Genomic DNA, 20684 nt, shown 5'->3' on the forward strand with positions numbered 1-20684 from the left:
ATGAAAGCGAAAAAAATAAAGAAATATATCACGTTAGCTTCTGTATCAGCTGTATTGTTGAGTACAACGAATTCTTGTAAGAATTTTCTGGATATCGTACCCGACAACGTTGCGACCATAGAATATGCATTTAGATTACGTGTAGAGGCTGAAAAGTACTTATTTACGCTATATAACTATATTCCTAAAGAAGGAAATGTATGGAATAATCCAGCATTTCTTGCAGGAGATGAAATATGGATTCCATATCAGACCAGTATTTCTCCTTGGTCCTTCGAGATTGCAAGAGGAAATCAGCGCGTAACCGACCCTTATGTAAACTTTTGGTATGGGAATTATGATGCTAATAGAGGTTTGTATCAAGGGATAAGACATTGTAATATTTTTATTGATAATATGTCTGACCCTGCTTTAGTTCCAGATATTGGTTCTTCTGAACGTGCTCGTTGGATATCTGAAGCTAAATTTTTGAAAGCTTATTTTCATTTCTATTTGATGCGTATGTACGGTCCAATTCCTATAATGGATGACGATATTCCAGTTAGTGCGCCTAAAGAAGCGATGGATGTTCCGCGTAATTCAATCGACGAATGCGTAGATTATATCGTTAATCTGTTGGAAGAGTCTTATTCAGACTTGCCTGATCAAGTCGTGGATAGAAATAATGAATTGGGACGTATTACATTGCCCATCGCAAAGGCATTAAAAGCACAAACATTATTATTAGCAGCAAGTCCATTATTCAATGGCAATTCAGATTATTCAAGTATGAAAAATAAAGACGGTAAATCTTTATTCCCACAAGAGTTTGATAATACAAAATGGGCTAGAGCGGCAGAAGCTGCTAAAGACGCTATTGAAACTGCGGAAGCGAATTTACATTCTTTATTTACCTTTACACAAGGTGGGAACTTGTCGATTTCTGATGCTACGAAGCTAGAATTAACATTGAGACAGGCTATATCTGAAAAATTCAATGAAGAACATATTTGGGCAGATCCTAATAGCCGTACTTGGGATTTACAACGTGATGCAATGCCTCCATTGAGTGCAGAAGAAAACCACAATGATAACCGTAAAATTTTCTCTCCACCATTGAAAATTGCAAAAATGTTTTACACAAAAAATGGTGTGCCTATCAATGAAGATAAAACATTAAATTTTAGTGACGATACGGAGTTGCGTACAGCTACACAAGATGATAAATATTATATCGAACCAAATTTCACCACAGCAAGATTACATTTTGATCGTGAGCCTAGATTTTATTCATCATTAGCATTTGATGGGGCGCGTTGGTTTAAATACGATACTCCAGGATACTCTGACGAAAATTCAAAAGTCGTTCGTAGTAAAAGACCTGACTATGCGGGTAGTACTCATGCATTTCATTTTAATGAAACAGGTTATTTCATTAAAAAACTAATTGATTGGAATCAAGTAACTACAGCTTCTGGTGTAACGTATAAAGAATATCCTTGGCCAAAAATTCGTTTGGCGGATTTATACCTGATGTATGCTGAAGCTCTAAATGAAGCCGAAGGTCCTTCTAATGAAGATGTATTTGTGTATTTGGATAAAATAAGAGAGCGCGCAGGCTTAAAAGGTGTCAAAGAATCATGGACAAATTTCTCGAGCAATCCAAATAAATTTACGACAAAAGAAGGTCTAAGAGAGATTATACGTCGTGAGCGCCTGATTGAGTTAGCATTTGAAGGTCAACGTTTTTGGGATTTGAGAAGATGGAAAACAGCGGCAATATCTTTAAATGAACCTATTACAGGCTGGAATATGCAGGGAGAAAATACTGCCTCGTATTATGTGATCAGAACAGTGTATAATCAGCGATTCATCGCGCCAAGAGATTATTTCTGGCCTATTAGTGAAAATACGGTAATTCAGAACTTGAATCTTGTTCAAAACTATGGTTGGTAATAATAATTTATATATCATGAAGAAATTAATTTTAGGAATAATGATGCTGTGTAATATAGCATTGTTGACAACTTCCTGCGAAGAAGAGAATATGCTAAACCCATTGGAGTCAAATTCTACTCCTCCGGGCAAAGTAACGAATGTGCAGGTGTTGAATAAAAAGGGATTATCAGTTTTGACTTATAGCTTACCTAACGATAGAGATTTGTCGTATGTAAAAGCTGAATATGTGCTTCCAAATGGTTCAACGCGATCAGTTATTGCTTCTTATTATACTAATCAGCTAATTGTCGATGGGTTTTCGGAGCCAGGAACATATAATATAAAATTATACGCTGTAAATCGATCAGAGGTTATGTCTGAGCCTACTGAAGTCACAGTAACTCCTGAAGAATCTCCAATTTGGGATATTTATCGTTCATTGGCTGTACAACCTTCATTTGGTGGCTTACAATTAAGAGCTGAAAATCCTGACCGAGCCAAAATCTCTATATTAATCATGGAAAAAAATGAATACGGTGAATGGGTTGCTGATCCAAACAGTGTTTATACTTCTACAGATAAAATTTTGGCAACCATGCGTGGTATGGATACGATTGCTCGTGACTTTGCTTTTGTGGTGCGTGATCGTTGGTTGAATTATACAGATACTTTGTATACACAAATCAAACCATTATACGAAACGGCAATTGCTAAATCTGGATATCGTGGTTTTAGATTACCAGGGGACGCGCCAAACCATACTTCTACATCACATGCAGGCATGTGGGATGGTGATATTATGAATTGGCCGCGTATTTATATGACCCAAGCTGCTATCTCAGGACATCATTATACTACAGTTGATTTAGGAGTACTAGCCAAACTTAGCCGTATTGTTATATGGGATTATCCAGAATACTATAATGGTCGTACCTATTATTACAAAGGAAACCTTAAAGAGTTTGAAATCTGGGGTTCTGATAATCCTCCTGCGGATGGATCGTGGAATAATTGGCATTTATTAGGAGCGTACAATGCTACTAAACCTTCGGGATTACCTTTTGGTCAACAATCGGACGAAGATTACCAGACAGCGGTAAATGGTTTTAATTGGGAGTTTGATATAGACGCACCAAAAGCACGTTATATCCGTATCAAGAGTACTAAAAACTGGGACGGATCGTCATATATGGCTATTGGAGAAATTCAAGCGTATGGAGACCCAAGATAATAATTACATTTTATGAAGAAGATAAAGATTATGAACCATAAAATATTTAAATGCATTACTATTATTTTTTGTGTAATAGCGTTTGCATCGTGTAAGAAAATGGATGACTACAAGAAATATATTGAAGATCAGCCAGTCCTAAATTATACAGGTAAGGTAGATTCAGTCAAAGTATTCTCTGGTCAGAATAGAGTTTTAATTCAAGGACTATTGGTTTCGGATCCCAAAATAAAGGAGGCACGTATTTATTGGGATGGTAGAAGGGATTCAATTGTGGTTCCTATCAATAGAACTTTTGGGGTGGATACACTAAAAGCGGCTATAAACAATTTAGAAGACCGCGTTTACAATTTTGAAATAGTAACCTTTGATGATCAAGGAAATAAGTCAGTGAAGGTATACGCTTTTGGTCGATCATATGGACAGAATTATTTGCTCTCTCTAATTAATAGACCTATAGCTGTTAATAGCCTAAAAACTTATGACAATACTTTTTCTGCAACGTTCAGTAATGTTGACAGGACACTAGGTATTTTTGCAACGGAGGTAAAATATACTGATCAGAATGGAACAGAAAAAATTAAGCGACTAGGCATAGATGAGAATGCGCTTTCGTTAACTAATGTAAAAATTGGTGAAAAAATGTCATACCGCAGCTTGTATTTACCAGATACTCTGTGTTTGGATACATTTTATACGGATTTTACTGAGTTTAAACCTGCATTGACTTACTATAGAAATATGGGATATCCGTTTACGCCAACAAATCTTTCTGGAAGATGGGGGGTGCTAGAAAATTGGGAATCAAATGCAGCAGCAAATGCTATAAGTGGTAGAGGAAGTTATGATCAAAACAGTGGAATAGGAGTGATGGCTTCTGAAGCTGGATGGGGAACGCCAAATATTAATAATGGAAAGACATATCAAACATCAACCTTGCCTCAAGGAAGATATAAGGTTCAAATTGAATTCCGAAGAAATAATGTAACCAACAACGTTGATGCTACTAATAATCTTATTTATTTCATTGTAACTAGTAATGGAACTATTCCAAATGCAGTTGATGTGCCTAATGCGGAAAAATTGGGTTACTACGATTTGAAGTGGATACACGATGATTATAGGATTGTATCTTTCGAATTTGATAACCCATCGACTCAAAATGTTACTATTGGAGTAGTTGCAAATTTAATGAGTTCAAGTAATCAGTATTTTAATGTAAAAGGAATCACCGTTTCCATTGTTGAGTAAAATGACAAAGCAGGCAATTCAATGGTGAATTGCCTGCTTTGTATTAAATAATTTAATATTAGTTATGATAAAAGGTCTACTATTAATAGTAATCTCCTTGTTTGGATGCGGTAAGTCATCTTCTGTTCCACCAGAGAAAGTTGATATTAATGAGAATGTCATTGTTTTACCTAAGTTGGGTAATTTGTCTATTGTTCAAAATTCTACAACAAAGGCGACGCTTAAATCGAAAGTTGAAAATACGGGCGGAGCTTCTATCACCGAAAGAGGGATATGCTGGGCAACGCACAACAATCCAACTATTTCAGATGCTAAAGCCAGTCCAAATGCTGTATCTGGATCTGGTGATTTCGAAGTTGAGCTCACGAATTTAGAGGGAGGTAAAAAGTATTATGCTAAATCATACGCTTCAAATTCTAAAGGTAGATCGTATGGACAAGTTTTTGAATTTACGACAGAAAGTTATGAGGATGCAAAAATTGGAAATACCAAGGTATTGTTTTATAAACTGAATAGCATGGAGGCTTCCTCAAAGATTGAGTCTACGGGCGGAGCTAATGTCTTAGAAGCTGGAGTCAGTATATCTAATAATCCCAATCCAACTGTATCAGATACTAAAATAATAGCTTCTAAAGTAGAAAATAACAGTTTTAAAGTAGATGTTGAAAATCTTGAATTAGGAAAAAGCTTTTTTATACGATCTTATGTTACCACTGTAAAAGGAACATATTATGGCAGCCAAGGTAGCTTTCAAACTTACAACAAAGGGAAAATTACTGTTAACTATCATAATCAATCCAACATTCCTGCTGATGTATTTGCAAGATTAAAAGCGATGGCTGACCATGGTGTAAAGCTATTAGAAGAACATACCAGTATTGTGAAAACTGTAACAATAGAATATAATACTGGCGTGCAGACTGCAGATGCAAGTCTTTCGGGATGGATGCGTTGGGGAAGTAATGCTTCCTATCAAAAAACGGGAACTTTTTTACATGAATTTGCGCATACCATAGGAGCCGGTACCTCCAATTATTGGAGGGAAACTCTTATTAAAAATGGGATATATACAGGTGAAAATGCTAATTTAGCTTTACGCAAGGCTACAAATGATCCGAATGCACAGCTGAAAGGCGATGCTCAACATTTTTGGCCTTACGGTATTAACGGTGCGCATGAGGATACTGGGCGAGAATCCGATTATATCATTACCAGCTTAATTATTGAAGGATTCAAGCGCGATGGCGTCCCTATTAACTAATTATTCACTTAAACTACTAATTTATGCTTAAACTTACATTATGTGCCATAGGCATCTTTCTATGTGCTACAGGATTTGCTCAACAAACGAATAAAAGTGACTTTAAACTTGTTTGGTCTCAAGAATTTGAGAAGGATGGAAAGCCTGATGAAAGTATATGGAATTATGAAAATGGTTTTGTCCGAAACAATGAAGATCAGTGTTATCAGAAGGATAATGCTTATTGTAAGGATGGATTCTTAATAATTGAATTGCGTAAGGAAAATAAACCAAATCCTAATTATGATGCAGGGAGCTCTGACTGGAGAAAGTCACGTAAAGATATAAAGTATACTTCATCTTCGTTGAACACCTCTGGTAACAAAGAGTGGTTGTATGGGAGATTTGAGATGAGAGCCAAAATTCCAGTGGGATCGGGGCTATGGCCAGCTTTCTGGACTTTAGGTGTTGCTAAAGAATGGCCATCGAATGGTGAAATTGACATCATGGAATATTATAGAGGAAATATACTCGCTAATATTGCTAATGGAACTAATCAAAGATGGAAAGCAGAATGGCATAACGGCGTCAAATCTGTAGAGTCTTTGGGCGGAGCCAAATGGGCTAATGAGTTTCACGTGTGGCGAATGGATTGGGATGATAATGAAATTGCTCTTTACCTAGATGATGTTTTACTAAATAAAGTTTCACTCAGTAAGCTTGTGAATAAAGATGGTAGTGGATTCAATCCATTCAAACAACCTCATTATATACTTGTGAATTTAGCTTTGGGTGGAGATAATGGAGGAAAGATCGACGATACATTAATCCCTGCTAAGTACGAAATTGATTATTTAAGAGTATATCAAAAGTAATAACACAGTCGTTCAAAATTTAAATGTGATCTTTTTATTAAACCCCTGCACTTAGTTTTGGTCTACTTATTGTATGATTCGCTAAAGAAAGGGATTTTATGAAAAGATATATTACATTAATTTTAGTTGCGGCCTTTACATTAACTGTGACATCATGTTATACGAGTGGTCGTTATCCACATGGTCATTTGCCGCCAGGAAAAGCGAAAAAAGTTTATGGTGAAAAATCCGCAAAGAGACATGCTCCTGGACAGAAGAAGAAGCACAAAAAAAATAAGAAATCAAAACATCACAAACATGATGTTTATTACAGCCCAACTTATAGGTACTAAAACAAGAAATCCTTTCTTTTGAGAAAGGATTTCTTGTTTATACAAAAATCAAAATAAAATTACCGACTAGCAGTATTCTTCGAAAGCAGCTATTAGGTTGTCTGCAATCATCTGTGCAGGACGTCCTTCGATATTGTGTCTTTCGATGATGTGGACTAATTTACCATCTTTGAATAATGCCATTGCTGGAGAAGATGGAGGGTAAGGCAACATGTATTGACGTGCTTTATCAACAGCTTCTTTTTCCATGCCAGCAAATACAGTAACTAATTTACTAGGTTTTTTACCGTTCTCAACAGCAAAACGTGCTGCTGGACGAGCGTTTGCTGCTGCACAACCACATACTGAGTTTACAACAACAAATACAGTGCCTTCTGAAGGAATCGCTGAATCAACTTCCTCTTCAGTTTTTAACTCTTGAAAACCTGCGTCTACTAATTCTTGACGCATTGGTGCTACTAAATATTCTGGATACATTGTTTTAAATTAAAAAGTTAAATTAAAAAGTTAAATTAAAAAATATCAAATCCTTAATTCAATCTTTGATACGTACAAATATACTTCGATTTAAAAGTTTATGCAAGATGCATTCCTCAACCGAATGTCAGAATTAATAGTTTGACAGGGTAAAGTTTTGATTTCATAGGAGTTCGAATTAATTAAGTGCATCTAAATTTTAAAAGAAAATCTATGTCTTCATTAGAAACTACGTATGTATCCTACAAAGTTTCATTTGGTGATTTGATGCATTTTCATTTGTAATGTCAAATTCTTTTACGAATCAAACCTTAGCGCAATTAGAGCTTTGGACGTATGGTCAATATGAGGAAGAAGTCTGTACCTTGCCAAAAAATCTGGACGAGAAAATGGTATGCCTTAGTTTAGAGTGTAATGGCGTGTAATTTTATGAACTGACTACTGAACAATCATCCTATATTGGAATAGCTGTTTACGGTACATTCCAACCAGAAGCTTAAAAGGTGTTAAAATTAATTTTACCTAAAAAAGAAAGGGCCTTGCTAGCAAGGCCCTTTCTTTTTTAGGTAAATCTATATAACATTAAGGATATAGTCTAATTTCAATTTGAATATTCTCTTTAGTTTGGAATTTCAATGTTTGATTAATTTCAGATGACATAGGTTGTATATTTGTATTTTCTTTTATACAATCCTTTGCAAGATTTATTTTACACAATAAATCTTGTATATAATCAGTTGAATTAACTTTTTTCACAGATAAAAATGTTGGTAGTTTTGTTTTCTATGTTGTATTACAAATATACTATAGCGAAATATTTAATCTAATACCTAATTATGTGTATTTTACTCTAAAACAGCTCGTTGAACCCGCTTGCTGTGTACCATTTTAGTGACCTATAATAATCGTGTACCATGTTTTCATTTTCAGCATTTGGGATATAACAAGTAAGTCCACTGTTTTTATTTATAATAAAACCGTTAAATTTTGGAGTATTCGCCTTGAATAATAAGGCAGTATTGACAGCAGTCTTTAATGAGGCAACATTTAGATTGTTATAATTTGTTTCTATAAAATCTAAGAAATCAAATGCAATTAATGGATTACTAAATCGATCAAAATCCATTCGTTGAATCTGATCTCTATTAAAATCGTTATATAAAGGAGCCTGCGAATTGAGAGTTAGTTTCGTGGCATCAGCTAAAGCTTGAAGCTTACTAGCATCTACTACAGATACGGTCGCAGATTGAAAATTTCCACTCATTTGATTGTAATGATTAAAATACTTTTGAGAAATTGATATATACGCGTTTGTGCCTTCTTGAAATAAATTATTAACAATTTTACTGTAGGGCATACCATTAGCTACCACTTCTCCTGGAGAAGCAATAAAATATTTAGATTTATCTTTAATCTCGTACAATACTTCAACACTTGCCATAGAGCACGCATCAAACATGATGAAATCAAAGACATTACTTGGAATAGCACTGTTCAACTCCTTGATGTCCATTTCATCGCCACCGTCATTTCCAAAGGATTTTAATTTAATTGGACCTACATTGGCTGGTACCCATCCTGTAGCATGTGACCAAAGTATTAGCCCATAACTTTTAGCTTCGTAAGATTGTTGTACTTCAGTTATGATTTGTCTTAGTACGGTAGGATCAGAAGAATTGTGACTCGTGTATTCTTTTATTTTCTTTTTTCCTTCTTTTTTAGAAATATGATAAAGTGCAGGGTTCGCTCCAGGTAGTTTAGCGTAAACAAGCAAATTACCGTCCACATCATCAATGTTATCTTCCAGTTGCTCGATATTATCGTATGCCTCTGGTGAGAGATTATTATTAGCTGCCATATAGATTAAAATTGTTCTAAATGGTTGTTTTTTATTTGGAGTTGGATTGTTTTCCCCACAGGCGCACAACACTAAAAATGTGAAAAAATATAATAAAATAATTGGATTTTTGAGTTTCATGAATGGGTAGTAAAAGAGGTTTGTATGTAATCAATTGTTGTAAAATATTACTTTAAGACAATTTATGAATTTGTTTTTATTTGCAGAAATATAAAAACACAAAAAGGGTGGCATAATTGCCACCCTTTAAGTTTTATACTAATTAAGTATTAGATACCGCTGTTTTTAACAACTGGTACATAGATATATCCAGTACTTTCAGATGCTTTTGCATCAGTAAGTCCATCATTAAATTTATTAGTGACAGTCACTTTATAAACAATTGTGATAGTTTGTTGAATATTAGCACCATTATTTGTCCATACAGCTTGGTTGTTAGAGTATGAAGCAGAAGCGTTAACTAATGTCAATGGAGTTAAACCGTTGTGACTAGAAATTAATCCAGGGTACACACCTACTACTGCTACGTTAGTTAATGTCGCAGCTGTTTCAGTACCTCCTACATAACCTACAGCATATTGATTCAATAATGAGCTTGTTGTTACGAAATTAGGACTAACAAAATCAAAGATTTTACCTCCGTTGAAATCAAGGACTTGTACTGCTCTACGTAGATCTAATTTAGATGTATTATCAGCAGTTACTTCTTTATCGATTAATTCAAGTTTATTACCCCAGTTTGCAGTAGTTCTTGCTTTAACAACCAATGGTTGAACAGGGTTTTTAAATTTAACTGGGAATGATTCTGTTTTGTACGTAGCACCATTCAATTTAGTAGTAATAGTAACATTAACTTCGTCACCATTGATTCTGTTTCTAGCAGCTTGAATTGTTTCATCCAATTGGATTTGTGCAGTGCCTAAATTACCGTTTACAACTGTGATACCTGAGATACCTGCTAAGCTAAATTCAAAAGTAGTATTAGCAGAACCAGCGACTGGAGTTGCAGGTGTTTTAGTCCAGTAATTCCACAAGTCAGCGTCTAATTGCCAGTTGTTACCACCAATGTTAATACCATTGATAACACCGAATGATTGTGTATTATCCCAGAATGTAACTTGTTTAGTTAATGATTGGATATTATTTGCTGTTACAGTTAATGTAATTTTAACATTTACTTCTGGATTAGCTAAGTTAGAAGAAGTGTATTTACCTGTGATAACATAAGTACCTGGTAACACTTGATTACCTAATGTAATCTCGAAGTTGTTTGAGTTAGGAATTGCTGCTGCGATTGGTGTTACAGTTATAGCTGCAGCTCCTACGCCAGAATAAGTACTACCATCTTTCGTAATAGATGAAGTGCTGTAATTTACAACAGGATAGTTAGTGTTGAACGTAGTTTGGTTCATTCCTAATCTATTGTATGCAGCATCAAATGTACTTGGCTCTTGGAACGCTACGTTTAATGGAGTTGTTGTACCGACAGCAGTCATATTGAATGATGCTGTACCGTTGATAGATACTGGAGTTACTGGAGTATTTACAAGTGCGATTTTAACAAAACGAGTTGCTAATAATGTAGTTCCATTTGGAGCATACATATCAACTTTTACAACCGGTGTTCTATTACCTACAGCCGCTGCTGTGTTGTAGAAACCTGCTGTTCTCTCTGCTACAGAAATTTTTCCATTATCCAATTTGATATCGTCAGCGTAATCATTACCTCCAGTACCATATGGCGAAACTTTTGAGAATTTTAATACATAACCACTAAGCCCATTATCATCCATAGAGATAAGTTGTGGAGTTGTAAAGTTTCTTACAAAGAATCCTTTTAATTCTTGATTTAAGTCAATAGCACCTTTATATGTGTAAGAACTCAAATTTGGTCGTTGAGAAGCAGCTAACTCGCGCTCAGCGTTTTCATAAATGTTTAATGTAAAGTTTGCTTTTGTTTTAGCATCAAGAATACCTGTCGAGACACCAGTAAAAATACCATTCGAAGCATTTTGATCTCCGATAATAGTATTAATTCTAGAATTTGCGTTTACAAAATAATTTGGAGATGCACCAATAGCTTGGAAATCTGTTTGAGGAGTTACTATTTTACCATTAACTTTTTCATGACGCTCAATAGTTACTTCGTTGATATAAACGATTTCCTCTTTTGCTAAATTGTATTCAGATACAACTCTACTTTGTTTATCTCCTGTGCTACCGTCAGCTTGATTTGCTTTTTTATTTAAAACTCTTAAAGCTAAATGTAATTTGTTCGCATCAGAATTTGCTGGGAATGTGATTCCTTGAGGAGTTGCTGCAATAGTAACTTCACTGAAAGTCTTACTAATAGTATTAATTGAGAATTGCGCTAAATTATCTCCGCTGCTTCTAAATACAGGTGCAGCTGTAGCAGTTTGAGACACTAAGCCTTCAACATCATAGAAGTTAGGGTTAACACCAAATGGGTTTAATTTGTATGTGATTAAACCAGCACCTTGCATTAATGTAGTTCCGTGAGTTGCGTTGCTACGAACGATTTTAGGGAAAGTTAAAACAGGAGAGTTGCTTTCAATAAAGTTAGGCAATAACGCTATACTTGTAATTGCGTTTTTCTCTTTACCTATGAATATACTTTCAGATGCAGTTCCGTTAGAACTAGTGAATACAACATTATATCCTCCGTCAACTTCTACAACTGTTACTTCTCCGGAGTATGCTAATACATTAGTATTTAGATCATTAATAAACCAGTATTTTTTACCACCAACAGTTCTAATTTCAGGAGTTGCACCGTTAGCTCCATTAGTACCGTTAGCACCTGTTGCTTTTACAGTTGATGGAGTCCAAGTAGATCCGTTTGTAGAACTTTCCCAGAAATTTGTTGTGGCATTGATTCTCCATTGTGTACCTGGTGTACCAGCGGGGCCCTGAGCGCCAGCAGGTCCTTGAGCACCAGCAGGTCCTTGAGCACCAGCAGGTCCTTGAGCACCGTTTCTAATAGAATAGTTTACAGTTGACCCATCAGGTTTTTTAAACACAATATCAAATCCACCTGTTACAGAAGTAACAGATTGAACTACCATGTTTGCTGCTAAAGATTGTAATTGTGTTTTTAAAGTTGCAATGTCAGATGCATTCTGCTCAATGCCTTGTTCAAGTCGTGTGATGTCGTCATCATACTTCTTACAGCCCTCTAATACCACCGAGCTACTAATAGCTACGGCTAAGGCTAGTTTGGATAGATTTCTAATTTTCATATTCGCTTTTTGAGATTAGTTCGAATTATTTGTTATTTTATTTTTATATCTAGTTAATATTAATAAACTGTGTAAAAGTACAACATAATATTGTATCAACAAATTTTTTTTTAAATTTTATTTATTATACGTTTTTATTTCGAAAATAAGGTGGTGAATGTGTCCGTCAATGTCATTTATTTCAACTTCATAAGTGGTTTTGATATTTTTTTTATTTATCTTAATGTGCTCTTTTGCAAAATCTTTGTCTTTTAATTTAATACATTTTAACGTGGCTAGCGTTATTATGTCTTGGTTTGTAATTTCGTCTTCCAATTTTAGATTGACGGAATCTGTTTTCTGTTCATGTTGGCTTTTCATACCATTTGTTAATAGTTGGCTGTTGTTGCCCTTGTCAGTTATTTTGTAAAAGTACAATACAAAATTGTTTTTTGCAATATGTTTGATGTTTTTTGTATATTATTTTAATTTTCCGACTTTTGGTCTTATTTTTGTTCTTCCTGTAGCAACATTGGAACTAGAATCAACTGTCTAGAAAAGCAATTCTCTATAATTACAATAAAAAATGACAAACTGGGATCGTTTAGAAAAAGTAATAAAATATTTAAACTTCAACGTTAATTCTTTTGCCAAGGAAATAGGTTTGAACAGGGCTGAAAGATTATATCAAATAAAAAGAGGGAACTATGCTATAAGTAAAAACCTTGCTAGCACAATTTCTGAACACTTCCCAAATATTAATGATGCGTGGTTGATTACAGGTGAAGGTAGTATGTTAAAAGATAGTTCGGATTCATATTATAAAATACCTTTATTTAATGTAAGTTTAGATGAATTCAATATCGATTTAACCAAAATGACTCCAGCCCATGAATTGGAAATTCCAATATTGTCCGGTAGTGATTTTGCTATAGTGAATGAAGGGGAAGCTATGTCTCCAGAAATCGAGCATGCAAGTGTTGTGTTCGTCAAAGAGGTTGATAAGTCTGCAGTAATTTACGGGGATATATATTTAATAATATCTGAACACATAAATTTAATTCGTTTTGTGCGTGGGTTAGATGAGAAAAGATGGAAGCTTGTAGCGAAGAATTCAGCTGATTACGATGAAATTGTAATTGATCATGAACTTATAAAAGCTGTATATAAAGTGAAAGGTGTGCTTTCTATGGTTACAATGTAATAATGTAAAAAAAATATTTTTAAAAAGTTCATCGCAGTTGATGAGCTTTTTTTTATATCCCTGATTTTACATTGAAAATATTGTTTTTATTTTTATTGTTAGATTGAGTTAGTGAAATATTGGTTGTCTTTATTAATATTTATTTCTGTGTATTCTGATCGATAAATTGACTCGATACCATCAAACCTTTCTGCAATCTATCTTGATCCGTGCCAGATATAATGTGGTAATTTGCATTTAGCGCATTTAATTCATCTTTCCATATGTTCATAAAGTGCTCTCTTTCCGTTGGGAAGTCACGTAAAGGATCATCTTGCCATGGTAAATCAATATCCATTAACAAATACAGATCGTATTTTCTATTTTGTATTTCTGCTATGATATTTTCAGGTGTGTGTTTGAATAAATGATCACACCATATTTTCACCGTCAGAATTGTGGTGTCACATATTAAGATATTGTTTGTTGCTTTACTAGCAACTGCTTCTTCTAGCGCACGTTGACCGTGAAACATATTCACTTCATCTTCTAACGTATATTGGCGATTCAAATCTTCGCAATAAAATCGTGCATATTCCGGGACGCAAAGTGTGTTTAATTCTTTTGCAAGGTAATTTGCCATGGTCGATTTTCCAGTAGATTCAGGTCCTACCACCGCGATTTTCAGAAGAGTATTTTTTGAGTGCGCCATTCTTGCAATATTACACAAAATATTAGGGTTGCAAAATGCTTTTGTGTGAAAATGGTTGGTCTAAAATGGAGAGAAAAGTTCTATTCTTCAATTAAATTTCTTAATTGAAAACAGGTTAAAAAAGAAAATGCTAAATAGTTATTGTACTATTCTATTCGCACAGTTTGTACTAGCAAACGATTCAGGTTTTGCTTTAAATACAAAGCCCATTCCTAAGATATAACCCATAGCTTCTTTTAGAGCTACATTTGATTCGAAATTAGGATTGGTATTAATGTCGGCATGTACCTCTAGGTCGACCTCGTATTTGTCAAGGAGAGGGCACAAAAGATAAGCGGCTTCAATAGATTTTTGGACTTCGAGAAGCATCCTTTCTTTGATGCTCATGTGGTAGGTAATGCGTTCTTTTTGTGTAAACATAAATCCTCCTTTATGTTCACGAAGAAAAACAATGACAGTGGCTATTTCAACAGTGTTACGTTTGACTTGGGAATCCGTTCCGATGTATACTTTTAGCTTGTTGCCTAATTGTTTCTCTCGAATTATTGCTGTTTCAACAGCTTCGTTGATAGATGAGCGAAGGTATTCGCCATTGAATTTTTGCCATTCCATAGCTAATTTTGTTTTTTATTGAAGTTAAGATTCGAATGTTCATTTTATATGAATGTAATATGATAATTATACTAAATTAAGCTTTGTTGCCGTACGCCAAATCTCCTGCATCACCTAATCCAGGGACAATGTAAGATTTACTGGTAAGTTCATTGTCGACATCCCCAATCCACAAATGAGCTTCAGGGATAAATGCACGAACGTGTTGTACTCCTTCTTCGGAGGCTATCACAGCTGCAATATGTAATTCTTTAATGTTGTATTGGCTTAATAATTCTTTGCAACATAAAACTAAACTTTTCCCTGTAGCCAACATAGGATCTGCGATGATTACTACTTTATCATCCAAATCTGGTGTGTTCTCGTATTTCTTATGAATCTCAAATTCGCCGCTTTTTTTTGTGTGACGAAATGCTGCGATAAATCCCGAATCTGCATGATCAAATACATTTAAAAAACCTTGATGAAAAGGTAATCCTGCACGAATAATTGTAATAAGAACGGGTTGCTCATCTAGTGTAAGCATTTCCGAAATTCCTAATGGTGTTTCGATTTCTTCTTTTGAATAGGTGAGGTTCTTGCTGATTTCGTACGCCATGATTTCACCTAATCGTTCGAGATTTTTACGAAAACGCAGTCGGTCTTGCTGAATAGAAATATGACGAAGTTCGCTTATATATTGATTGGCTATACTATTTTTTTTTGTAAGAATCGTAACCATAGCAGTCTAGTTTAGAACCAATTTAACAAATAATATTGACATATGTTTATGTCGCGTCACAATATATCTGTATTGTTAGGAGATGGTCTAAAGAATTGGTATTTTTACAGTAGAGGCATTATATGAGATTCGAACTTACATCAGAATACCAACCAACGGGAGATCAACCGGGCGCAATTAAAGAGCTAGTTGCAGGCGTCAAGGAGGGAGAAATTTACCAAACTTTGCTGGGTGTAACAGGTTCCGGTAAAACTTTTACTGTGGCTAATGTGATACAGCAGACGCAAAAACCTACCTTAATTCTTAGTCATAACAAAACATTAGCAGCGCAATTATATGGAGAATTCAAGCAATTCTTCCCTAATAATTCGGTGAATTATTTTGTGTCTTATTACGATTATTACCAACCAGAAGCTTTTATTGCGACAACAAATACATATATCGAGAAAGATTTAGCGATCAACGAAGAAATTGAAAAGTTACGTTTGGCTACGACTTCGGCTTTGATGTCGGGTCGGAGAGATGTGATTGTCGTTTCTTCGGTTTCGTGTATTTACGGTATGGGAAATCCTGAAGACTTTTCGCGTTCGATTTTTCGATTTGGGGTAGGAACTACGATTTCTCGTAATGCTTTTTTACATCGATTGGTCGAAATTCTATATTCTCGAACGACTTCAGATTTCAAGAGAGGAACTTTTCGTGTGAAAGGAGATACCGTCGATATTTATCCAGCTTATTTGGATAATGCCTATCGGGTTTCATTTTTTGGTGATGATATCGATGAATTATCCGAAATTGATCCTGTATCTGGCAAAACAATCATTAAACATGAAAGTTTATCGCTGTTTCCAGCGAATTTATTCGTTACGCCAAAAGATAAGTTTACATCTTCTATTTGGTCTATTCAAGAGGAACTAGTTGCTCGTAAGGCACAATTAGAAGAAGAAGGCCGGATGTTGGAAGCGAAACGTTTGGAAGAGCGTGTAAATTACGATTTGGAAATGATGCGTGAGTTGGGGTATTGTTCTGGTATTGAAAATTATTCAAGATTTTTTGATGGTCGTCAACCTGGAATGCGTCCTTTCTGTTTGTTGGATTATTTTCCAGAAGATTATTTGTTAGTCATTGACGAGAGTCACGTGACATTACCGCAGTTGCGCGCAATGTATGGTGGTGACCGTTCACGCAAAATTTCGTTGGTTGAACACGGTTTTAGACTTCCCGCGGCATTGGATAACCGACCGTTAAATTTCCCGGAATTTGAGTCCTTGACAAATCAAACAATTTACGTTTCGGCGACACCTGGAGATTATGAATTACAAAAGACTGAAGGTGTTTTTGTAGAACAAGTTATTCGTCCTACGGGCTTGTTAGATCCAATTATAGAGGTTCGTCCAGCAATCAATCAGGTGGATGATTTCCTCGAAGAGGTGGATAAAGCTATAAAGGATGGCGGACGTGTATTGGCGACTACGTTGACTAAACGAATGGCGGAAGAGTTGACAAAATACATGTCTCGACTAAATGTTAAGGTGCGTTATATTCACTCGGAAGTGAAGACTTTGGAGCGTGTTGAAATTTTGCGTGGTCTTCGTTTGGGGGAATTTGATGTGTTAGTGGGTGTCAATTTATTACGTGAAGGCTTGGATTTACCCGAAGTTACATTAGTAGCAATTTTGGATGCGGACAAAGAAGGTTTCTTACGTTCGGAGCGTTCATTGATACAAACAATTGGTCGTGCAGCACGTAATGACAAAGGTCGAGTGATCATGTATGCGGATAAAGTAACCGACAGTATGCGTATTACGATAGAGGAGACTGATCGTCGTCGAGATAAGCAAATCGCTTATAATTTAAAACACGGAATAACACCACGTACGGTTGGTAAATCGCGCGAAGAAATTATAGAACAAACATCGGTAGCGGATTATAAGCCAGGAGAAGTGAAAGCTTATGTGGAGCCAGATGCATCGTCGATTGTGGCGGCAGATCCATTGATGGAATATATGGGCGAAAAAGATTTCAAGAAAGCTATTGAAACGGTTCGCAAACGCATGGAAAAAGCCGCTAAAGACATGGATTTCTTAGAAGCAGCTAAATTGCGTGATGAAATGTTTGCGATGGAATCACAATACAAAGAGAGATTTGGTTAACCCAAACCTCTCTTATTTTCTTTCCTGGTATAATTTTATTTTATTGAGACTTAATGTCCAACAAAAGTTTTCTTTTGTTAAATGAAATTTGCCGTTCGAATAAAGTGTATCGTTACTTTGATCCAAAATAATACTTTCATCTTCTTCAGCTACAAAAACTTCGGCTTTCTTTTGAACAGAATCTAGTAAAATAAAGGCAGCAGTTTGATACGAATTAGCGGTATTTAAAATATCCAATGAAATGCCATCTGTGAAAGGTTGAATACAATCATTCTTCAATTGTGACCACGTATATCCTGCAGCTGTAAGGCATCCATTTTTATCTTTCGTTCCCCCTATATTTTGGAGCGTATCCGTGCTTTCCATTGCATTATTTGTTCTATTGGATTGACAACCTATCAGGAGTAATACAATTGATAATAAAAGGCTTATTTTCATAATTTTGTTAACTTAGTGTGTTATAGGATTTAGCAAAAAATATTCCGAAATACGTTTTACATCTTTTCTTTGGTTACTTTTGTTTATTTTGTAAATAACAATTGTTAAGTTTACGCAATTGTTAACTTAAGTATAGTCTAATTGAAAAAGTGTTAATGAAGAAGGGGGTTTTAGTTATAAAATTCGGTTCTGCATCTGTAACTTCAGATGGTGAAATCGATGAACGCATTATATTAGAAATTGCTCGTCAAGTTTCTGTATTACAAACACAGTACAATATTGTAATTGTTTCGTCTGGTGCGGTTGCTGCGGGCAAGAAATTTATACCCAAATACAAAGGGACTCTGGAGCAACGTAAAGCTGCTGCGGCAATTGGTAATCCCTTATTGGTGCGTAAATATTCGACCTATTTCAAACCATTTAAAATTGCATTGGCACAAAGTCTTTGTGAGCGTCATCACTTTTCGAATAGAGAACAATTTTTGCAATTAAAAAGTACCTATGAGACTTTATGGAAAAATAATGTAATCCCGATTGCGAATGAGAATGATGTTGTCAGCAACAAAGAACTTAAATTTTCGGATAATGACGAATTAGCAACGCTTATCGCTGCAGGTTTTGGAGCAGACAAATTATTGCTGTGTACATCAGTGCCGGGTGTGTTGGATGCGGACGGAAAAGTTATTTCGGAAATTGATAATATTGATAAAAGTGTTCTTTCATTAGCTAGAAAAGATAAGTCTTCTGTAGGCTTGGGTGGGATGACTTCTAAGCTGAATTTTGCACGATTGGCTACACAAATGGGCATTGAAGTTGTTATTTTCAGTATGCAAGGAGTTGATAATATAATTAAGGCGGTAAAAGGTGAAGTAGGAACTTTGTGCAGGGCACAAGGAAAAAAAGTCTCATCTAAGCAAAAATGGATGGCAAGTGGCAGTCTGATAAAGGGCTTAGTGACGATTGATAAAGGAGCTTTAAGCGCTTTGCGTAACCGCAAAAGTTTGTTGGCTGTTGGGGTGATTGACTTCATTGAACATTTTGAAATTGGTGAAGTCTTTCATATCGCAGACGAAGAGGGAACGATTCAGGCTGTGGCAAAGTCTAAAATTGATTCTTTAGCGATGAAGACGAATAGTAAAACTAAGAATTTGGAAATAGCACATGCTGACGATATTGTGCTCATATAATAGAGGTAATGGGAAGTATTAAAGTACAATTACAAGCTGCACAGCGAGTTAAAAAATCTATCAATGCTTTAGCGTTGAATGAAAGACAAGCTATATTGATAGGGATTTCGGAATCTTTGTTAGAAAATATTGATAACATTATCACGGAGAATAAAAAGGACTTGTATCGCATGGATCCTGCGGATTCCAAATACGACAGACTTTTGTTGACAAAAGAACGTATTATAGGTCTTTCTAATAGTGTGTTGGATGTTGCAAATTTGCCCGATCCAACGGGGGTAATTCTGACTTCAAAAGTACTGGCTAATGGTCTGCAAATTGAGAAAAAATCCGTAGCATTAGGTGTTGTTGGGGTGATATACGAAGCGCGTCCCAATGTAACTATTGATGTAGCAGCTTTGTGTATCCAATCTGGTAACGTGTGTCTATTGCGTGGTGGATCGGATGCGATTTATACAAATACTTGTTTGGTTGATTTGATTCAGGCAGTGTTGGCTGGACAAGGAATTGATGTGCATTTGGTGCAATTACTTCCAACAGACCGTGATTTGGTTTACGATTTACTGACGGCCACACAGTATGTGGATATCATCATTCCACGTGGATCTCAATCTTTGATTGATTTTGTTCGTGAAAATGCTAAAGTTCCTGTAATTGAAACTGGGGCTGGAGTATGCCATACATATGTGGATAAAACTGCGGATCTTGATAAAGCTGTAGCAATTGTTGTGAATGCAAAAACGTCACGACCTTCGGTATGTAATGCGCTAGATACTGTGTTAGTGGATAGAGAAATCGCTGACGCTTTTGTAAAGAAATTGGCTTCGCCATTAATTCCTTTTCAGGTGGAAGTCTTCGCTTCAGAAGAATTATACGGTAGCTTCGAACAATTGCGCTATCCCTATTTAGTAAAAGCGCAGGAAGAGGATTTTGGACGGGAATTTTTGGACTTTAAATGTTCTATTAAGACTGTTGTTGGGCTTGCAGAAGCGTTAGAACATATCGAAAAATATTCTTCCAAACACTCAGAATGTATTGTGTCTACGGATGAACAAAGTATCAATACTTTCTTGCAAGCAGTTGATGCAGCTGCGGTGTATGCGAATGCTTCTACACGTTTCACAGATGGTGGAGAATTTGGTCTGGGTGCTGAGATCGGTATTTCTACGCAGAAATTGCATGCGCGTGGACCATTTGCTTTGGAGAAGTTAGTCACCGAAAAATGGTATATTCGTGGTGACGGACAAATACGATAGCA

Annotated in this window: 18 protein-coding genes and 1 pseudogene; 11 read left to right on the forward strand and 8 right to left on the reverse strand. The window is 35.6% G+C overall.

Going from position 1 to position 20684, the window contains the following annotated elements:
- The 6 genes from GOQ16_RS02695 to GOQ16_RS02720 all read left to right on the forward strand — a co-directional run bounded on the left by GOQ16_RS02695 (position 1) and on the right by GOQ16_RS02720 (position 6846).
- Complete coding sequence (locus tag GOQ16_RS02695) at positions 1 to 1935, forward strand: RagB/SusD family nutrient uptake outer membrane protein (protein WP_160067659.1); 1935 nt, start codon at positions 1 to 3, stop codon at positions 1933 to 1935.
- A 16-nt stretch (positions 1936 to 1951) separates the two neighbouring features.
- Positions 1952 to 3148: a DUF5000 domain-containing lipoprotein gene (locus tag GOQ16_RS02700; protein ID WP_160067661.1), complete on the forward strand. Its 1197-nt coding sequence runs from the start codon at positions 1952 to 1954 to the stop codon at positions 3146 to 3148.
- 99 nt (positions 3149 to 3247) lie between these two features.
- Positions 3248 to 4399 carry a DUF4998 domain-containing protein gene (locus GOQ16_RS02705; RefSeq protein ID WP_160067663.1) on the forward strand — a complete coding sequence of 384 codons (1152 nt, stop codon included), beginning with the start codon at positions 3248 to 3250 and terminating at the stop codon, positions 4397 to 4399.
- Positions 4400 to 4463: 64 nt separating this feature from the next.
- The gene (locus GOQ16_RS02710) at positions 4464 to 5660 is read left to right on the forward strand and encodes a hypothetical protein (RefSeq protein ID WP_160067665.1); all 1197 of its coding nucleotides are present in this window, start codon (positions 4464 to 4466) and stop codon (positions 5658 to 5660) included.
- A 23-nt stretch (positions 5661 to 5683) separates the two neighbouring features.
- The gene (locus GOQ16_RS02715) at positions 5684 to 6514 is read left to right on the forward strand and encodes a glycoside hydrolase family 16 protein (protein ID WP_160067667.1); all 831 of its coding nucleotides are present in this window, start codon (positions 5684 to 5686) and stop codon (positions 6512 to 6514) included.
- 98 nt (positions 6515 to 6612) lie between these two features.
- The gene (locus tag GOQ16_RS02720) at positions 6613 to 6846 is read left to right on the forward strand and encodes a quinol oxidase subunit 4 (RefSeq protein WP_204987407.1); all 234 of its coding nucleotides are present in this window, start codon (positions 6613 to 6615) and stop codon (positions 6844 to 6846) included.
- Positions 6847 to 6912: 66 nt separating this feature from the next.
- On the opposite strand, the gene GOQ16_RS02725 is transcribed toward GOQ16_RS02720, so the two are convergent.
- Positions 6913 to 7323, reverse strand: coding sequence for a BrxA/BrxB family bacilliredoxin (locus GOQ16_RS02725; RefSeq protein WP_160067669.1), 411 nt, complete (start codon positions 7321 to 7323; stop codon positions 6913 to 6915).
- 275 nt (positions 7324 to 7598) lie between these two features.
- Here GOQ16_RS02725 and GOQ16_RS02730 point away from each other — a divergent pair.
- Positions 7599 to 7748: pseudogene (locus tag GOQ16_RS02730) on the forward strand (adenosylhomocysteinase); the annotation flags it as partial.
- A 425-nt stretch (positions 7749 to 8173) separates the two neighbouring features.
- Here the strand turns inward: GOQ16_RS02730 and GOQ16_RS02735 are convergent.
- From GOQ16_RS02735 to GOQ16_RS02745, 3 genes are all read right to left on the reverse strand, one after another.
- Positions 8174 to 9181 (reverse strand): clostripain-related cysteine peptidase, encoded by a 1008-nt coding sequence (locus tag GOQ16_RS02735; RefSeq protein WP_160067671.1) that lies wholly within the window; start codon positions 9179 to 9181, stop codon positions 8174 to 8176.
- Between the two features lie 269 nt (positions 9182 to 9450).
- A complete protein-coding gene (locus GOQ16_RS02740) occupies positions 9451 to 12441 on the reverse strand; it encodes a collagen-like triple helix repeat-containing protein (RefSeq protein ID WP_160067673.1) in 2991 nt (996 codons plus the stop codon).
- 117 nt (positions 12442 to 12558) lie between these two features.
- Positions 12559 to 12801 carry a hypothetical protein gene (locus GOQ16_RS02745; RefSeq protein WP_149915123.1) on the reverse strand — a complete coding sequence of 81 codons (243 nt, stop codon included), beginning with the start codon at positions 12799 to 12801 and terminating at the stop codon, positions 12559 to 12561.
- Positions 12802 to 13006: 205 nt separating this feature from the next.
- On the opposite strand from GOQ16_RS02745, the gene GOQ16_RS02750 reads away from it, so the two are divergent.
- Complete coding sequence (locus tag GOQ16_RS02750) at positions 13007 to 13624, forward strand: S24 family peptidase (protein WP_160067675.1); 618 nt, start codon at positions 13007 to 13009, stop codon at positions 13622 to 13624.
- A 139-nt stretch (positions 13625 to 13763) separates the two neighbouring features.
- Here the strand turns inward: GOQ16_RS02750 and GOQ16_RS02755 are convergent, their stop codons facing one another.
- The 3 genes from GOQ16_RS02755 to upp all read right to left on the reverse strand — a co-directional run bounded on the left by GOQ16_RS02755 (position 13764) and on the right by upp (position 15648).
- Positions 13764 to 14315 carry an AAA family ATPase gene (locus GOQ16_RS02755; RefSeq protein WP_160067677.1) on the reverse strand — a complete coding sequence of 184 codons (552 nt, stop codon included), beginning with the start codon at positions 14313 to 14315 and terminating at the stop codon, positions 13764 to 13766.
- A 138-nt stretch (positions 14316 to 14453) separates the two neighbouring features.
- Positions 14454 to 14927, reverse strand: a complete 474-nt coding sequence (locus GOQ16_RS02760; protein WP_160067679.1) for a ribonuclease H-like YkuK family protein — start codon at positions 14925 to 14927, stop codon at positions 14454 to 14456.
- 76 nt (positions 14928 to 15003) lie between these two features.
- Positions 15004 to 15648, reverse strand: coding sequence for a uracil phosphoribosyltransferase (gene upp / locus GOQ16_RS02765; protein ID WP_160067681.1), 645 nt, complete (start codon positions 15646 to 15648; stop codon positions 15004 to 15006).
- A gap of 122 nt (positions 15649 to 15770) precedes the next feature.
- Here upp and uvrB point away from each other — a divergent pair, with 122 nt between their 5' ends.
- Complete coding sequence (uvrB, locus tag GOQ16_RS02770; RefSeq protein ID WP_160067683.1) at positions 15771 to 17801, forward strand: excinuclease ABC subunit UvrB; 2031 nt, start codon at positions 15771 to 15773, stop codon at positions 17799 to 17801.
- A gap of 12 nt (positions 17802 to 17813) precedes the next feature.
- Here the strand turns inward: uvrB and GOQ16_RS02775 are convergent, their stop codons facing one another.
- Positions 17814 to 18239, reverse strand: a complete 426-nt coding sequence (locus GOQ16_RS02775) for a hypothetical protein (RefSeq protein ID WP_160067685.1) — start codon at positions 18237 to 18239, stop codon at positions 17814 to 17816.
- 155 nt (positions 18240 to 18394) lie between these two features.
- On the opposite strand from GOQ16_RS02775, the gene proB reads away from it, so the two are divergent.
- Entirely contained in the window at positions 18395 to 19426 is a 1032-nt protein-coding gene (proB, locus tag GOQ16_RS02780) for a glutamate 5-kinase (RefSeq protein ID WP_160067687.1), read from the forward strand.
- 8 nt (positions 19427 to 19434) lie between these two features.
- Positions 19435 to 20682: a glutamate-5-semialdehyde dehydrogenase gene (locus GOQ16_RS02785; protein WP_160067689.1), complete on the forward strand. Its 1248-nt coding sequence runs from the start codon at positions 19435 to 19437 to the stop codon at positions 20680 to 20682.
- The last annotated feature ends 2 nt before the right edge of the window (positions 20683 to 20684 follow it).

Source organism: Sphingobacterium bovisgrunnientis (assembly GCF_009829085.1).
Classification (GTDB): domain Bacteria; phylum Bacteroidota; class Bacteroidia; order Sphingobacteriales; family Sphingobacteriaceae; genus Sphingobacterium; species Sphingobacterium bovisgrunnientis.

Bases quoted from the DNA above. Each gene is read 5' to 3' on its own strand.
- GOQ16_RS02695 (WP_160067659.1), top strand. From the start codon at position 1: ATGAAAGCGAAAAAAATAAAGAAATATATCACGTTAGCTTCTGTATCA.
- GOQ16_RS02700 (WP_160067661.1), top strand. From the start codon at position 1,952: ATGAAGAAATTAATTTTAGGAATAATGATGCTGTGTAATATAGCATTG.
- GOQ16_RS02705 (WP_160067663.1), top strand. From the start codon at position 3,248: ATGGATGACTACAAGAAATATATTGAAGATCAGCCAGTCCTAAATTAT.
- GOQ16_RS02710 (WP_160067665.1), top strand. From the start codon at position 4,464: ATGATAAAAGGTCTACTATTAATAGTAATCTCCTTGTTTGGATGCGGT.
- GOQ16_RS02715 (WP_160067667.1), top strand. From the start codon at position 5,684: ATGCTTAAACTTACATTATGTGCCATAGGCATCTTTCTATGTGCTACA.
- GOQ16_RS02720 (WP_204987407.1), top strand. From the start codon at position 6,613: ATGAAAAGATATATTACATTAATTTTAGTTGCGGCCTTTACATTAACT.
- GOQ16_RS02725 (WP_160067669.1), bottom strand. From the start codon at position 7,323: ATGTATCCAGAATATTTAGTAGCACCAATGCGTCAAGAATTAGTAGAC.
- GOQ16_RS02735 (WP_160067671.1), bottom strand. From the start codon at position 9,181: ATGGCAGCTAATAATAATCTCTCACCAGAGGCATACGATAATATCGAG.
- GOQ16_RS02740 (WP_160067673.1), bottom strand. From the start codon at position 12,441: ATGAAAATTAGAAATCTATCCAAACTAGCCTTAGCCGTAGCTATTAGT.
- GOQ16_RS02745 (WP_149915123.1), bottom strand. From the start codon at position 12,801: ATGAAAAGCCAACATGAACAGAAAACAGATTCCGTCAATCTAAAATTG.
- GOQ16_RS02750 (WP_160067675.1), top strand. From the start codon at position 13,007: ATGACAAACTGGGATCGTTTAGAAAAAGTAATAAAATATTTAAACTTC.
- GOQ16_RS02755 (WP_160067677.1), bottom strand. From the start codon at position 14,315: ATGGCGCACTCAAAAAATACTCTTCTGAAAATCGCGGTGGTAGGACCT.
- GOQ16_RS02760 (WP_160067679.1), bottom strand. From the start codon at position 14,927: ATGGAATGGCAAAAATTCAATGGCGAATACCTTCGCTCATCTATCAAC.
- upp (WP_160067681.1), bottom strand. From the start codon at position 15,648: ATGGTTACGATTCTTACAAAAAAAAATAGTATAGCCAATCAATATATA.
- uvrB (WP_160067683.1), top strand. From the start codon at position 15,771: ATGAGATTCGAACTTACATCAGAATACCAACCAACGGGAGATCAACCG.
- GOQ16_RS02775 (WP_160067685.1), bottom strand. From the start codon at position 18,239: ATGAAAATAAGCCTTTTATTATCAATTGTATTACTCCTGATAGGTTGT.
- proB (WP_160067687.1), top strand. From the start codon at position 18,395: ATGAAGAAGGGGGTTTTAGTTATAAAATTCGGTTCTGCATCTGTAACT.
- GOQ16_RS02785 (WP_160067689.1), top strand. From the start codon at position 19,435: ATGGGAAGTATTAAAGTACAATTACAAGCTGCACAGCGAGTTAAAAAA.